This is a genomic window from Streptomyces luteolus (assembly GCF_029968015.1).
Lineage (GTDB): Bacteria > Actinomycetota > Actinomycetes > Streptomycetales > Streptomycetaceae > Streptomyces > Streptomyces luteolus.
This window is the reverse complement of sequence record NZ_JASCIS010000021.1, coordinates 27,757-43,110: the sequence shown is the minus strand read 5'-3', so window position 1 is coordinate 43,110 and position 15,354 is coordinate 27,757. Positions and strand designations below refer to the sequence as shown.

The 15,354-nt window shown below is 71.0% G+C and carries 11 protein-coding genes; 2 read left to right on the top strand and 9 right to left on the bottom strand.

Going from position 1 to position 15,354, the window contains the following annotated elements:
• Window position 1: 1 nt before the first annotated feature.
• Window positions 2-1,867, bottom strand: coding sequence for a translation elongation factor 4 (lepA, locus tag QIT00_RS21235; RefSeq protein ID WP_282536914.1), 1,866 nt, complete (start codon window positions 1,865-1,867; stop codon window positions 2-4).
• A gap of 274 nt (window positions 1,868-2,141) precedes the next feature.
• Here lepA and rpsT point away from each other — a divergent pair, with 274 nt between their 5' ends.
• The gene (gene rpsT, locus QIT00_RS21230) at window positions 2,142-2,408 is read left to right on the top strand and encodes a 30S ribosomal protein S20 (protein ID WP_282536913.1); all 267 of its coding nucleotides are present in this window, start codon (window positions 2,142-2,144) and stop codon (window positions 2,406-2,408) included.
• 355 nt (window positions 2,409-2,763) lie between these two features.
• Here rpsT and holA read toward each other — a convergent pair whose 3' ends face one another.
• The gene (gene holA, locus QIT00_RS21225; protein WP_282536912.1) at window positions 2,764-3,747 is read right to left on the bottom strand and encodes a DNA polymerase III subunit delta; all 984 of its coding nucleotides are present in this window, start codon (window positions 3,745-3,747) and stop codon (window positions 2,764-2,766) included.
• 161 nt (window positions 3,748-3,908) lie between these two features.
• On the opposite strand from holA, the gene QIT00_RS21220 reads away from it, so the two are divergent.
• Window positions 3,909-4,133 carry a hypothetical protein gene (locus QIT00_RS21220; protein WP_282536911.1) on the top strand — a complete coding sequence of 75 codons (225 nt, stop codon included), beginning with the start codon at window positions 3,909-3,911 and terminating at the stop codon, window positions 4,131-4,133.
• A gap of 78 nt (window positions 4,134-4,211) precedes the next feature.
• Here the strand turns inward: QIT00_RS21220 and QIT00_RS21215 are convergent, their stop codons facing one another.
• The 7 genes from QIT00_RS21215 to leuS form a co-directional block, all read right to left on the bottom strand.
• Entirely contained in the window at window positions 4,212-4,457 is a 246-nt protein-coding gene (locus QIT00_RS21215) for a hypothetical protein (protein WP_282536910.1), read from the bottom strand.
• A 68-nt stretch (window positions 4,458-4,525) separates the two neighbouring features.
• A complete protein-coding gene (locus tag QIT00_RS21210) occupies window positions 4,526-5,407 on the bottom strand; it encodes a YceI family protein (RefSeq protein ID WP_282536909.1) in 882 nt (293 codons plus the stop codon).
• A 332-nt stretch (window positions 5,408-5,739) separates the two neighbouring features.
• Window positions 5,740-8,565 carry a ComEC/Rec2 family competence protein gene (locus QIT00_RS21205; RefSeq protein WP_282536908.1) on the bottom strand — a complete coding sequence of 942 codons (2,826 nt, stop codon included), beginning with the start codon at window positions 8,563-8,565 and terminating at the stop codon, window positions 5,740-5,742.
• On the bottom strand, window positions 8,562-9,332 hold the full coding sequence (locus QIT00_RS38775; protein ID WP_349017198.1) for a ComEA family DNA-binding protein: 771 nt from the start codon (window positions 9,330-9,332) through the stop codon (window positions 8,562-8,564). The genes QIT00_RS21205 and QIT00_RS38775 overlap by 4 nt, the downstream gene beginning before the upstream one ends.
• A gap of 826 nt (window positions 9,333-10,158) precedes the next feature.
• Window positions 10,159-11,004 carry a DegV family protein gene (locus QIT00_RS21195; RefSeq protein WP_282536906.1) on the bottom strand — a complete coding sequence of 282 codons (846 nt, stop codon included), beginning with the start codon at window positions 11,002-11,004 and terminating at the stop codon, window positions 10,159-10,161.
• Between the two features lie 229 nt (window positions 11,005-11,233).
• Complete coding sequence (locus QIT00_RS21190; protein WP_282536905.1) at window positions 11,234-12,058, bottom strand: hypothetical protein; 825 nt, start codon at window positions 12,056-12,058, stop codon at window positions 11,234-11,236.
• Window positions 12,059-12,200: 142 nt separating this feature from the next.
• A complete protein-coding gene (gene leuS / locus QIT00_RS21185) occupies window positions 12,201-15,080 on the bottom strand; it encodes a leucine--tRNA ligase (protein ID WP_282536904.1) in 2,880 nt (959 codons plus the stop codon).
• Window positions 15,081-15,354 lie beyond the last annotated feature (274 nt).

The window sequence follows — 15,354 nt, the reverse complement described above, 5'->3', positions numbered from 1 at the left end:
CCTACTTCTTCTTCGACGGGCCCTCGTCGCTGGAGAGCACGGCGATGAAGGCCTCCTGCGGCACCTCGACGGAGCCGACCATCTTCATCCGCTTCTTGCCTTCCTTCTGCTTCTCAAGCAGCTTCCGCTTACGGGAGATGTCACCGCCGTAGCACTTGGCGAGCACGTCCTTGCGGATGGCGCGGATGGTCTCGCGGGCGATGACCCGCGAACCGATGGCGGCCTGCACGGGCACCTCGAACGCCTGCCGCGGGATGAGCTCCCGCAGCTTGGCGACGAGCCGCACTCCGTACGCGTACGCCTGGTCCTTGTGCGTGACGGCGGAGAAGGCGTCGACCTTGTCGCCGTGCAGCAGGATGTCGACCTTGACGAGCTGCGCGGACTGCTCGCCGGTGGGCTCGTAGTCCAGCGAGGCGTAGCCACGGGTCTTGGACTTCAGCTGGTCGAAGAAGTCGAAGACGATCTCCGCGAGCGGCAGGGTGTACCGGATCTCGACGCGGTCCTCGGAGAGGTAGTCCATGCCGAGCAGCACACCGCGCCGGTTCTGGCACAGCTCCATGATCGAGCCGATGAACTCGGACGGCGCGAGGATCGTGGCCCGTACGACCGGCTCGAAGACCTCGTCGATCTTGCCCTCGGGGAACTCGCTCGGGTTCGTGACCTGGTGCTCGGTGCCGTCCTCCATGATCACGCGGTAGACCACGTTGGGGGCGGTGGCGATCAGGTCGAGGCCGAACTCGCGCTCCAGGCGCTCCCGGATCACGTCCAGGTGCAGCAGGCCGAGGAAGCCGACGCGGAAGCCGAAGCCGAGCGCGGCCGAGGTCTCCGGCTCGTAGACGAGCGCGGCGTCGTTCAGCTGCAGCTTGTCCAGTGCCTCGCGCAGGTCCGGGTACTCCGAGCCGTCCAGCGGGTAGAGCCCCGAGAACACCATCGGCTTCGGGTCCTTGTACCCGCCGAGCGCCTCCTCGGCGCCCTTGTGCTGCTGGGTGATCGTGTCACCCACCTTGGACTGGCGGACGTCCTTCACACCGGTGATCAGGTAGCCCACCTCGCCGACACCGAGGCCGTCGGCGGCCAGCATCTCCGGCGAGTTCGTGCCGATCTCGAGGAGCTCGTGCGTCGCGCCCGTGGACATCATCCGGATCCGCTCACGCTTGTTGAGCTGCCCGTCCACGACCCTGACGTACGTGACCACGCCGCGGTACGAGTCGTAGACCGAGTCGAAGATCATCGCGCGGGCGGGGGCGTCCTTGACGCCGACCGGGGGCGGGACGTCGTTGACCACGCGGTCGAGCAGCGCCTCGACGCCGAGGCCGGTCTTGGCGGAGACCTTCAGGACGTCGTCGGGCTCGCAGCCGACCAGGTTCGCGAGCTCCTCCGCGAACTTCTCCGGCTGCGCGGCCGGCAGGTCGATCTTGTTGAGCACCGGAACGATCTGCAGATCGTTCTCCATCGCCAGATACAGGTTGGCGAGCGTCTGCGCCTCGATGCCCTGAGCGGCGTCGACGAGCAGGATCGTCCCCTCACAGGCGGCGAGCGAACGCGACACCTCGTACGTGAAGTCCACGTGGCCCGGGGTGTCGATCATGTTCAGGATGTGGGTCTGGCCCTGACCCTCACCCTCGGTGGGCGCCCAGGGCAGGCGGACCGCCTGGGACTTGATGGTGATGCCGCGCTCGCGCTCGATGTCCATCCGGTCGAGGTACTGAGCGCGCATCTGCCGCTGCTCGACCACACCGGTCAGCTGGAGCATCCGGTCGGCGAGCGTGGACTTGCCGTGGTCGATGTGCGCGATGATGCAGAAATTGCGGATCAGCGCCGGGTCGGTACGGCTCGGCTGAGGCACATTCGTAGGGGTCGCGGGCACGCAGGGTCCTGATTCTTGAGACGTCTGCAGCTCTCTGCAGCCACGGGTCGGATCGTTACGTAGCCTCCATCGTCCCATGAGCGGCGAGGAAGGCTCGGTTTGGGCCGCCGGGAGGGGCGCTGGTAGCCTGGTCAGCTGTGTCTCGCGTGCCCTCTCAGCGTACGAGGCACTCCCTCGGTCTCCCGGCTCGTCCTGCTCGCGGTCTTCGGCCTGCGGGTGTGGCTGTCGCCGGGTGGCCGCCGTAAAGAATCATCGAACCTGAAAAGGCTCTTTCGTGGCGAACATCAAGTCCCAGATCAAGCGGAACAAGACGAACGAGAAGGCGCGCCTGCGCAACAAGGCCGTCAAGTCCTCGCTCAAGACCGCGATCCGTAAGACCCGTGAGGCTGCCGCCGCGGGTGACGTCGAGAAGGCCACTGCGGCCCTGCGCGACGCCAACCGCAAGCTGGACAAGGCCGTCTCGAAGGGCGTCCTCCACAAGAACAACGCCGCCAACAAGAAGTCGGCGCTTGCCACCAAGGTCGCCGCCCTCAAGGGCTGACACTTGATTTGATCGCCGGGACGGACCCCGAGCGGGCCCTCTCATCCGCTCCCGCCCGGCACCCCGGATCCGCACGCGGCCTGCGTTCGCCACGCGGGTGCGGATCCAGAAGCTTCAACCGGAGACCCCGTTGAGCGCCCTTCCCCAGGGCGGTCGGCGGGGTTTTTGGGTGTACGGGGTGCACCACTCAGCCCGTCCGGCGTTTGAGGACGAGCGCTTCAGCGCGATACGGGGTCTGGGGCGGAGCCCCAGTTACGGGAAGGGGCGGGGCGGGGAGAAGGCCCGCCGCAGGCGCCCCGGACCGCATTGATCACGGCCCAGTCCAGCGGGGCCCGGGGCGAGGCTCGGGGTGGGCTCAGCGCCGCGCCCGCGCCGCACGGGCGATCGTGACGACCGCCTTCTCCAGCGCGTACTCCGGATCATCACCCCCACCCTTCACCCCCGCGTCCGCCTCCGCGACCGCCCGCAGCGCCACCGCGACCCCGTCCGGCGTCCAGCCGCGCATCTGCTGCCGCACGCGGTCGATCTTCCAGGGCGGCATGCCGAGTTCACGGGCCAGGTCCGCGGGACGGCCGCCGCGCGCGGAGGACAACTTGCCGATGGCGCGCACCCCTTGGGCCAGCGCACTGGTGATCATCACGGGCGCGACCCCGGTCGCGAGGGACCAGCGCAGCGCCTCCAGCGCCTCGGCCGCCCTGCCCTCCACGGCCCGGTCGGCGACGGTGAAGCTGGAGGCCTCGGCCCGGCCCGTGTAGTACCGGCCGACCACCGCCTCGTCGATCGTCCCCTCGACGTCCGCCACCAGCTGCGTCACCGCGGAGGCCAGCTCCCGCAGATCGCTGCCGATCGCGTCCACCAGGGCCTGGCACGCCTCCGGCGTCGCGGACCGGCCCAGCGTCCGGAACTCGGCGCGTACGAACGCGAGTCGGTCCGCCGGCTTCGTCATCTTGGGGCAGGCCACCTCGCGGGCGCCCGCCATGCGCGCGGCGTCGAGGAGGCCCTTGCCCTTCGCCGCTCCGGCGTGCAGCAGGACGAGGGTGATCTCCTCGACCGGCGCCCCGAAGTACGCCTTCACGTCCTTGATCGTGTCCGCCGAGAGGTCCTGCGCGTTGCGTACGACCACGACCTTGCGCTCGGCGAACAGCGACGGGCTCGTCAACTCCGCGAGCGTGCCCGGCTGGAGCTGGTCGGGCGTGAGGTCACGCACGTCCGTGTCGGAGTCGGCGGCCCGGGCGGCGGCCACCACCTGCTGCACGGCGCGGTCGAGCAGCAGGTCCTCCTGGCCCACGGCGATCGTGACGGGGGCGAGCGGATTGTCGTTTGCGGGTTTCCTGGCCATCGCGGTCAAGGATCCCACGCGCCACTGACAACGCCGGACGAGCGGCGCTGCTGGCGGGGGGCTACCGGGGGAGGGGCGCTGCCGACGAGGGCCGCCGGTGGTCGGCCGCCCTCCCGTCCTATCACCCACAACGGCGGCATGGGGCGGGCCACGCGGCGCTGATGTACAGCACGCCCGACGGCAGCAAGACCCTGACCGCCGCGCTGAACTACGTCGACGATGCCGCACTGTCGATGGCGGCGGCCTTTCACCAGGCGACGCAGAGGCTGGTCGAGGAGGTGTTCGGCGGCGGCGGGCAGGCCGGGGCGGCGGGCGAGGCAGGCGGGCAGGCCGGGGCGGCGGGCGAGGCAGGCGGGGCGGGCGGGGCGGCCGATTCGGCTCCGTAGACACGGTGACCGGGCCGGATCGGCCCCGGCAGGGCGGGTCCGGTCCGATCGGGTCCGGTCCCATCGGCGGTCGCCCGCCTAGGGCTCTTCGCGCCAGCCCTCCCACTCGGCCGCGAACTCGTCCAGCTCCGCCGGGTCCAGGCGGTCCTGCGCGTCCTCCAGGACCAGCAGCCACTGTGCGTCCTCGGCGTCGTCCTCCCCGGCCAGGGCGTCCCGTACGAGCTGAGGCTCCTCGGTGACCGGGAAGCGTTCGGCCAGCGCCTCGGCCGCTTCCTCGGCGGCATCACGGTCGGGCAGGACCAGCACATGTCTCACATCGCTCACGAGAAACATTGTCCTGGTCCGCCGCCGTGCCCCGTGCCCGCCCCTGCGGACCGGCCGGCCGGGAGGGCTCAGCCCTGGGGGACGATCTGCACGTCCAGGTCGATCTTGATGCTCGGGCCGACCACCGCGATGCCCTTGGCCAGCATCGTCTGCCAGCTCACCGTGAAGTCGTCGCGGTGCAGCTCGGTCGTGGCCCGGCAGGCGGCGCGGGTCTCGCCCTCCATACCGCTGCCGGTGCCCAGGTACTCGGTGTCGAGCGTGACCGTGCGCGTCACCCCGTGCAGCGTCAGCGCCCCCGTCACGCCCCAACGGATGCCGCCGCGGTGCACGAAACGGTCGCTGTAGAACTCCAGCGTCGGGAACTGCGCGACGTCCAGGAAGTCCCCGGACCGCAGGTGGTCGTCGCGCATCTTGACGTTCGTGTCGATGGAGGCCGCGTCGATCACGATGTGCATGGCGGACCGCTCCATGCGCTCCGCTATCCGTATCGCGCCCGCGAAGTTGTTGAACCGGCCGTGGATGCGCGCCAGTCCGATGTGCCGGGCCGTGAACGCGATCGAGGAGTGCATGGGCTCCATCTCCCACTCACCGGGCTGCGGCAGCGGCGCCGGTGCCGCGAGCTGCAGCGTCAGGTCGCCGATCGCCGCGTGCCCGCCCTCGGTCACCGTCGCGCTGCCGCGGTACGGCGTGTACCCCTCGGCCGACACCGCGACGCGGTACTCCCCCGCGGGCACCGTTGCCACGAACGAGCCGAACGGGTCCGCCCCTCCCGCCACGACCTTCCTGCCCTGCGCGTCCGAGATCGTGAACTCCGCCTGCCGCAAGGGCTCGTCGATCGGGTCGAGGACCCGGCAGCTGACCATTCCCCCGCTGGGCGGCACCGGCAACCACGACGCGGAACCACCGCCGCTCGCCCGGTTCTTACGGTTCTCCAGCCAGCGGCCGAACATGGAAAGCACCCCTGATTGCGCTATGGACCTGCGGTGCGGAGCGGACGCACCGGTTGACGTGCGATGGGTGCCGTACGACGTCCTGCGGACGGCCTGCGGACGGCCTGCGCGGCCTTCGACACGGCGGCGTATCGTGAGCCCGCGGACTCGTGGTGATCGCACGGTGACCGTTCGGGGCGGTCGGGCGCGCGATCGTTCCGTAGGACTGGACAACTCCCCCCATCGAAGGTCCATTCGACCATTACTGCGGCTTTCGGGGCAACACGGCCTCATTCTCAACAGACTCTTCCGTTCAGTCGGGCCTCAGTTCTGTTCCGTCAGACAGTTCTCCTTCAACCTCCCGGCCCGTTGTCCTCCTTCGACGGCGTGGCGTGCAGATCGGGGCCGGTGCCCGTCACGGCGACCGAGCCATGCACATCGGTACGGAGCACGAGCGCGCCCCTCGATCTCAGTGCGGCGAGCGTGCCGGGTGCCGGGTGCCCGTACTCGTTGTCCCTGCCTGCCGAGATCAGGGCCAGGCGCGGATCGAGCCGACGCATCAACTCCGGGTCCTGGTAGGCCGAGCCGTGGTGGGCGACCTTCAGCACGTCCACCGTCGGCAGTCGCGGCAGCGCGCGCAACAGGGCTTGCTGGGCGGGCGGTTCCAGGTCACCGGGCAGTAGCAGCTTCAGCCCGGCCACCTCCGCGAGCAGCGTCACACTCGCGTCGTTGGGCCCCTCGGGCTGGGGATGCGGACCCGGACCGACCGGCGGCCACACCACCCTCCAGCGCAACGGCCCCGCACGACGACGCTCCCCCGCCACCGCCCGCACCACCGGAACGTCCCGCGCGGCGGCCTCCGCCTTCACGAACTCCGCGCGCTCCTGAGGCACTTCGAGCGGCGTCGTCTGGATCAGCCCCACCTCCCGTCCGCGCAGCGCCCCCGGCAGGCCCGTCACATGGTCCGCGTGGAAGTGCGTGAGCAGCACCAACGGGATGCGCGTCACGCCGAGTGCGCTCAGGCACCGGTCCACAAGGGCGGGGTCCGGCCCCGCGTCGACCAGGACCGCCTCCCCCGGCCCGGTCGCCAGCACCGTGGCATCGCCTTGCCCCACGTCGCACATCACCAGCCTCCAACCCGGCGGCGGCCAGCCCGAGATCACCCGGGTGAGCGGCGCCGGACGGACCACGGCGAACAGGAACAGCAGCGCACACACCCCGACCGTCGCCGGATGCCCGAGCACTCTCCGCCCCGACCCCCGTGCCAGCCGGCCGACCAGCACCACCCCGCACACCGTTGCCCCCGCGAGCAACGCCCCGCCACGCCACCCGCCGGGCCAGTCGACCCCCGCCCCCGGCAGTGCCGCGCCTCTCCTCGCCACCTCTGCGATCCACTCCACCGGCCAACTCGCCACCCAGCACAGTCCTTTGGCGAGCGGCAGCGAGACCGGCGCCAGAGCGAGCGCGGCGAATCCGAGCACCGTCGCCGGCGCCACCGCCAGCTCGGCGAGCAGATTGCACGGCACCGCCACCAGGCTGACGCGAGCCGCCAGCACAGCCACGACGGGCGCGCAGACGGCCTGCGCCGCGAGCGCCGCGGCCAGCGCATCGGCCACCCTGCCCGGAACCCGTCTGCGCCGCAGCGCGGCACTCCACCCTGGCGCCAGCGTCAGCAGCGCGCCGGTGGCGAGCACCGACAACGCGAAGCCGTAACTCCGCGCCAGCCACGGGTCGTACAGCACCAGGAGCAGTACGGCGGCCGCCAGGGCCGGGATCAGCGAGCGGCGCCGCCCTGTGCCGACTGCGACCAGCACGATCAGCCCGCAGGCCGCCGCCCGCAGCACGCTGGGATCGGGCCTGCACACCACGACGAACGCCAGTGTGAGCGCTCCGCCGAGCAGAGCCGTGCCTCTGAGCGAGATGCCGAGGCGTGGCGCCAGTCCCCCGCGCTCCGCCCGCATCGCTCGGCCTGGCGGGCCGGTGAGCAGGATGAGGACGATGGTCAGGTTGCTCCCGGACACCGCGAGGAGATGGGTGAGATCGGTGGCCCGGAAAGCCTCGTCCAGCTCCTCGGTGACGCGTCCGGTGTCCCCGACGACCAGGCCCGGCAGCAGGGCGCGGGCGTCCGGCGTGAGGCCTTCGGTCGCCGCCCGCAGCCCGGCCCGCAGCTTTCCGGCGGTACGCTGCAGGGCGCTCGGCCCCTGGACGACTCGCGGCGCCTGGCCGCCCGGCACCCGAATGACCGCCGCTATCCGGTCCCCGTCCCGCATCGGCGGCGCGAGCCGGGCGTCCACACGCAGCCTCGTGGAGGGCAGGAGGGCACGCCAGGGGGAGCTCTCGCGTTCGCCCCTCTCCACACCCTCAGCGTCGACCTGGTACTCGCCCCTGCCCTCCCGCCCTGCGTCGGCCCGGCGTTCGCCCTTCCCCGCACGCCCTGCGTCGGCCCGGCGTTCCCCTTTTCCCGCACGCCCTGCGTCGGCCTCGCGGGCGAGGAGCAGGACCGGCGTGCGGGTCTCCGTGACCTGCCCGGCCGACGTGGTGACCTCGACTACGTCCGCCTCGACCGCCGTACCCGGCGGCAGAATTCTGGCACCCGCCGCGCGCGCCCGGATCGGGCGTGGATCGGCCGTCACCTCCAACTCGGCCGTGGCTCGGGCGTACTCGCGGGCCAGCGCGGGGACGGGGCCGCGATACAGGTCTGCCGTGTGCAACGCGGTGGAGCCGAGGGCGGCGGCGGTGCAGAGGAGCGTCATGGCCACGGCGACGCGTCCCGACCGCATCACACCGGCCGGCCCCGGCCGCATCAGGCCGGACCGCCCCGGCCCCATCGCACCCGACGGCCGCGCGGTGTCCGAACGCCCCCGCCCCCTCCCCGACCGGGGTGAGCGCCTCAACCGCCGCGCCCTGAGCGCTTCCGCGCCCAGCACGCCCACCGCCGCCACCGCACACAGAGTGAGCGCCAGGACCGTCCACTCGCCGGAGTCACCGAGCGCCACCCCCGTCGCCGCCCATGCCGCCAGCGCGGGCGGGACGAGACGGAGGTCCGCCGGGCCCTCCGGCCGCCCCGAGGCCTGCACCCGCCGGCCTGTGGCATCCGCCCGGCGGGGCTCGCAGGCGAGCACCACCTCCTGGTCTCCACCGTTGGACTCGGACGCGGCGCGAACTGCCGCGCGGATCATGGCCGTACGGCGTTCTTCAGGTCCGCGAAGCGGCGCTCGCCGATACCGTTCACTTCGCGGAGTTCGCCGATGGAGCGGAAGCCGCCGTGCCGGGTGCGGTAGTCGACGATGTGCTGGGCCAGCACCGGGCCCACTCCCGGAAGCGTGTCCAGTTGTTCGAGCGTGGCCGTGTTGAGGCTGACCTGAGCTGTTCCCGCCCCTGCGCCGGAACCGGCCCCGGTGCCCGAGCCCGAGGAACCTGATGAGCCCGACGACGTGGCTCCGGTGGATGCCGATCCACCTTGCCCAGCCGCGCCGGGTGCCGCCGGGACACCGACGACGACCTGTTCGCCGTCCATCAGGAGCCGCGCCCGGTTCAGACCGGTGACGTCCGCTCCCCGGCGTACCCCGCCTGCGGCCTTCAGCGCGTCGGCGACCCTGGCGCCCGCCGGCAAGCGGTGGATCCCCGGGCTGCGCACCTTGCCGCTGACGTCCACGACGATCCGGCCGCCGGAGGCTCCCGGCGCACCCGTGGCACCTGATGTCTCCCGTCCCCCTGCGCCGGCCGCCCCGACCGCCCCCGGCTCCGTCACGGACGCACCCGGCGACGGGACGGGCACCGCCGCCTCGCCCAGCGCCTCCGGTGCGCGTACCGATCGCGGCTCGCCGGACCAGAAGTGGTGCACGGCGAAACCGACTGCGACCACCAACACCACGGCAAGGGCGATCAGACTCCGACGCTCGACGCCACACCTCAACTGCAGCCACAGCGGGAGACGTTCACGCACGGCGAGCCGCAGGCGCTCTCGCCGGGGCTGCTCCCGCTCCCTGTCGTCCGATTCAGCCCTCGGCCCGTCCGGCTGAACCAGCCCGTCCGACGGAAGCGGCCCGTCCGGCTGATCCGGTCCACCCGGCCCCTGCTGATCCGGTCCGCCACGACGTGCCTCCTCCACGCGCGTCCTCGGCCCACGCCTGTCCGCACCCCCAGCCGCCCACGCCGCATCTGCCTGATCCTCAACGACCGCCGCCCGCAGCCCACCCGGCGGGACAGCCCGCAGCTCGGACGGCAGAGACGACGGCGCGAACGACGGAACGGACGACGGAATGGACGAGGTAACGGACGAGGTAACGGACGACGGCACAGCAGACGGAGCCGTACGGTCACCGCCTCCGCCCGGGTCGAACAGCACCTGCGCACGCATCCGTACGTGCTCGGTCGCAGCACGCCGGTGCCGAACCCCCGCCCGTGCGCCGCTCGTTCGGTAAGGAGCCCTGCCACGGCGCAGCGCAGGACGATGCCGCATCCGGCCGTCCGACGACGGGCCACGGCCCGGGCCGCTCGTCGCAGCGGCGGTGAAGGAGCGGCGCGGGGAACCGGAAGAGCGAGGAGCGCGAGGCGATCGAAGAGTCATGTCCGCGACGCTAGGCAAGTCCGAACGAACTTGCTGATCTTGGTCAATTCCTGTGGATTACCCGGGAGTTGTGGATAACTCCGTCACTCACACGAGTCACACCACAGCACGCCCACCACAAGTACCGGCCGTAGGGCCCGGCATGACAACCCAAGCCCCACCGAGGCAACCCCTGCCGAAGCAAGCCCTGCCGAAGCAAGCCCTACCGAGGCGAGACAACCGCCCCCAGCAGCCCCGGCCCCGTGTGCGCCCCGATCACCGCGCCCACCTCGCTGACGTGCAGCTCGGCCAGCCCCGGCACCCGCTCCCTGAGCCGGTCCGCGAGGGCGCTCGCGCGCTCCGGCGCCGCCAGGTGGTGTACCGCGATGTCCACCTCGCTGACGCCGGCCCGCTCCGTCACGATCTCCTCGAGCCGGGCGATGGCCTTGGAGGCGGTCCGCACCTTCTCCAGCAACTCGATGCGCCCGTTGTCCAGTTGGAGCAGCGGCTTGACCGCGAGCGCCGAGCCGAGGAGCGCCTGGGCGGCCCCGATCCGGCCGCCGCGGCGCAGGTAGTCCAACGTGTCGACGTAGAAGTAGGCGGAGGTGGAGGCCGCGCGCTTCTCGGCCGCGGCCACCGCGTCGTCCGCCGTACCGCCTGCGTCGACGGTCTCCGCCGCGGACAGCGCGCAGAACCCGAGGGCCATCGCGACCATGCCGGTGTCCACCACGCGTACGGGCACGGGGGCGTCCTTCGCCGCAAGCACCGCCGCGTCGTACGTACCGGAGAACTCTGCCGAGAGGTGGAGCGACACGATGCCCGTCGCGCCCGATTCGGCAACGCGGCGGTAGGTCTCGGCGAACAGCTCGGGGCTCGGCCGGGAGGTGGTCACCGGCTGGCGCTTCTGCAGTGCGGTGGCGAGCGAGCGGGCCGAGATCTCGGTGCCCTCTTCCAGTGCCTGAGCGCCCAGGACCACGGTCAGTGGGACCGCGGTGATGCTGTGCCGCTCCATCGTCCGCTGCGGCAGGTAGGCCGTTGAATCCGTGACGATCGCGACATGGCGGGACATGAGCTGGAGATTACCTGCCTGGCCTCTCGTCCGGCAGCCCGGGGCCTGCGGGTTGATCAGCAGGGTGGATCAGCGGGGTCACCTGCGGTGCGGCACAGTCGCCGAACCGCGCCTGTCCGTATCCCGAGACGTGACTGACCATTCTCCGGATTCGCGAAAACCCTGCCCAGAACGCCCGCCCGGATCCTGCTCAAGTCCGCCACGCATAAACGGGTTCACGCACACCGCTTCAGGTCGTGCTCTCCGGCTTCACGTCCTTCTGCCACGGGTACGTGGGCGCCGGTCTGCTCGGCTCGATCGCCTCAGGGCCACGCTCGGCATCCGCCTCGGAGCGATCCGCATGATCCGACCGCTCCGACCGCTCCGACCGCCCATCGGGCCACGTCTGCTCGGTGGGCGCCGCAGGGCCGTCGACCAGCGTCGGCTCGGGCCACGAAGGCGCGGCCGGCCGCGAGGGAGCAGCCGCCTTCTCCTCCGCGTCCCCCTCCGAACCCGTCTCGGCCGGCTGAGCCGGGGTCCAGTGCCGCAGCGCGCCGGACTCCATGTCGATCTGCCGGCCCAGCTCCGCCAGGTCGCCGTCGGCGAAGTTGCGGGCGCGGTCGTGGGCGGCCCAGCGAAGGGAGTCCGCGGCCTGGGTGATCTGGTCCGTCCGCTCCTTGAGGTCGGGCAGCCGCTGTGCGAGGCGGGCCTTGTCCGGGTCGCGCTCCAGGCGCTTCAGCTCACGGTCCAGCTCGTGTCCATGGGCGGTCAGACGGTCGAAGAGGCGGAGCGACTCCTGCAGCGAGGCATCCTCCTGGGCGCCGCTGCCGAGGGCCTCCTGGGTGGCCTTCATCGTCGAGCGCAGTTGCACGCGCAGCCGCGCCAGCTCGCCCACAGGGCCGGGCTGTGCGTACGTCTTCGCCTTCAGGGTGGTGTCCTCGACTGTGCGGCGGGCCTGCTCGATGGTGCGGTCCACTCCGCGCGCGGCGGCCTTCGCGACCTTGATCGTGACAAACACCCCCAGCACCACGAAGAGCACGAAAAGCACCGCCAGTACGGCGATCGCTTCACCCATGACGGGCCTCCGGGGGTCTTGACGACGGTCTCTTCCACGGTAAACGCAGACGGGCAGGCCAAGGGTTCCTTCGAACCCCCAACCTGCCCGTAGGGGACATCCCTGCCACCGCGTCAGGCACCGACGCGCGGCAGGTGACGCATCAGGCCGGAACGATGTTGACCAGCTTCGGCGCCCGCACGATCACCTTGCGGATGCCCGCGCCGGCCAGCGCCGCCACGACCTTCTCGTCGGCCAGGGCCGCCGTCTCCAGCTCCTCGTCCGAGATCGACGGGGACACCTCCAGGCGTGCCTTGACCTTGCCCTTGATCTGCACGACGCAGGTCACGGTCTCGTCGACGACGTACGCCGGGTCGGCGACCGGGAACTCCTCGTGGACGACCGACGCATCGTGGCCCAGCTTGCGCCACAGCTCCTCGCCGATGTGCGGGGCCAGCGGCGCGATCAGCAGCACCAGACGCTCGGCGACCGAACGCGGCACCGCACCACCGGACTTGGTCAGGTGGTTGTTCAGCTCGGTGATCTTGGCGATGCCGGTGTTGAACCGCATGCCGTCCAGGTCCTGGCGGACGCCGTCGATCGCCTTGTGCAGGGCGCGCAGCGTGTCCTCGTCGGGCTCGGCGTCGGACACGGTGACCGCGCCGGTCGACTCGTCGACGACGTTGCGCCACAGCCGCTGCAGCAGCCGGAACTGGCCCACCACCGCGCGCGTGTCCCACGGCCGGGAGACGTCCAGGGGACCCATCGCCATCTCGTAGAGGCGCAGGGTGTCCGCACCGTACTCGGCGCAGATCTCGTCCGGGGTGACCGCGTTCTTCAGGGACTTGCCCATCTTGCCCAGCTCGCGCTTGACCGGCTCGCCCTCGAAGAAGTACTTGCCGTCGCGCTCCTCGACCTCGTCGGCGGGCACCGGGAAGCCACGGCTGTCGCGGTAGACGTACGCCTGGATCATGCCCTGGTTGTACAGCTTGTGGAACGGCTCGGAGGACGCGATGCAGCCCAGGTCGAACAGCACCTTGGACCAGAAACGGGCGTACAGCAGGTGCAGTACGGCGTGCTCCTGGCCGCCCACGTACAGGTCGACGCCGCCGTGCGGCTGGCCCTCACGCGGGCCCATCCAATAGCGCTCGATTTCCGGGTCGACCAGCTTGTCGTCGTTGTGCGGGTCCAGGTAACGCAGCTCGTACCAGCACGAACCGGCCCAGTTGGGCATGGTGTTGGTCTCGCGGCGGTACGTCTTGACGCCGTCACCCAGGTCCAGCTGGACGTTGACCCAGTCCTCGTTGCGCGACAGCGGGGTCTCCGGGGAGGTGTCCGCGTCGTCCGGGTCGAAGGTGCGCGGGGAGTAGTCCTCGACCTCCGGCAGCTCCAGGGGCAGCATCGACTCGGGCAGCGAGTGCGCGACGCCGTCCTCGTCGTAGACGATCGGGAAGGGCTCGCCCCAGTAGCGCTGGCGGCTGAACAGCCAGTCGCGCAGCCGGAAGTTGACGGTGCCCTCGCCGACGCCCCGCTGCGCCATCCACTCGGTGATGCGCGCCTTGGCCTCGGCGACGCCCAGGCCGTCCAGGGAGATGTCGTCGTTCGACGAGTTGATGATCTTCGCGTCGTTCGAGCCGAAGGCGTCCTCCCAGGTGGAGGTGTCCGTGCCGCGGCCGTCGGTCGGCTCGACGATGCAGTGGATCGGCAGCTCGAAGGCGCGCGCGAACTCGAAGTCGCGCTGGTCGCCCGCGGGGACGGCCATGATCGCGCCGGTGCCGTACCCCATCAGGACGTAGTCGGCGATGAAGACCGGGACCTGCTCGCCGTTGACCGGGTTGGTCGCGTACGCGCCGATGAAGACGCCGGTCTTGTCCTTGGCCTCGGCCTGGCGCTCGACGTCGGACTTGGTCGCGGCCTGCTTGCGGTACGCGGCGACGGCCTCGGCGGGCGTCGCGTGGCCGCCCGTCCAGACGTCGTGGGTGCCCTCGGGCCAGGCGTCCGGGGTGAACTTCTCGACCAGCGGGTGCTCGGGCGCCAGAACCATGTAGGTGGCGCCGAACAGGGTGTCCGGGCGGGTCGTGAAGACCGTGATGCGCTCGCCGTCGATCGGGAAGTCGACGCGGGCACCCTCGGAGCGGCCGATCCAGTTGCGCTGCTGCAGCTTGATCGCCTCGGGCCAGTCCAGACCGTCCAGGTCGTCGATCAGGCGGTCCGCGTACGCGGTGATGCGCATGTTCCACTGGCGCAGCTCGGACTTGAAGACCGGGAAGTTGCCGCGCTCGGAGCGACCGTCGGCGGTGACCTCCTCGTTCGCCAGTACGGTGCCCAGGCCGGGGCACCAGTTGACGGGGGCGTCGGAGGCGTACGCCAGGCGGTACTGGCCCAGGACCTCGGCGCGGTCGGCCGGGCTCAGCTCGGACCACGCGCGCGTGGTGCCGGTTTCGTCGGCGGGAACGGGGTGCTCGCCGCTCTCGAACTGGGCGATCAGCTCAGCGATCGGCCGGGCCTTCTGCGCGTCCGCGTCGTACCAGGAGTTGAAGATCTGCAGGAAGATCCACTGGGTCCACTTGTAGTAGTCCGGGTCGATCGTCGCGAAGGAGCGGCGCTTGTCGTGGCCCAGGCCCAGGCGGCGCAGCTGCGCCTTCATGTTGACGATGTTGGCCTCGGTGGAGACCCGGGGGTGGGTGCCCGTCTGCACGGCGTACTGCTCGGCGGGCAGGCCGAAGGCGTCGAAGCCCAGGGTGTGCAGGACGTTGTGCCCGGTCATGCGCTGGAAGCGCGCGAAGGCGTCGGTCGCGATGTATCCCAGCGGGTGGCCTACGTGCAGGCCCGCGCCCGAGGGGTACGGGAACATGTCCATGATGAACTTCTTGGGCCGGTCGGCGACCGCCTGGTCACCGGCCAGGTCACCGCTCGGATTCGGCGCCTCATAGGTGCCGTTTTCGTCCCAGAAGTCCTGCCAGCGTGCCTCGATGTCCGCGGCCAGGGCGGCCGTGTAGCGGTGCGGCGCTGCCACTTCGGCAGCCGAATTCGTCTCGCTCATGATCCTTAAGGCTCCATCGATCGTCTCTGCCGGCGTTTTCGGCTGCGACGTACAGCCGAAATGAAAAAACCCCTCACACAGGAGGGGTCGCCGCGCTGACTCCGACCACCTTCGCCGGAAGGCCGTGGTCGGTACTGATCAGCGCGGCTCGCTAAGCAGAAGGCGTACGGCACGCATGGCGTCAGGGTACCGCAGCGCCCCTGGGGGTCGCACCGAGCTTCCAGGACCGCCCGAGTTCCGGATTTCCCTCCGGGTTCAGTCCGAGGGTTACTCG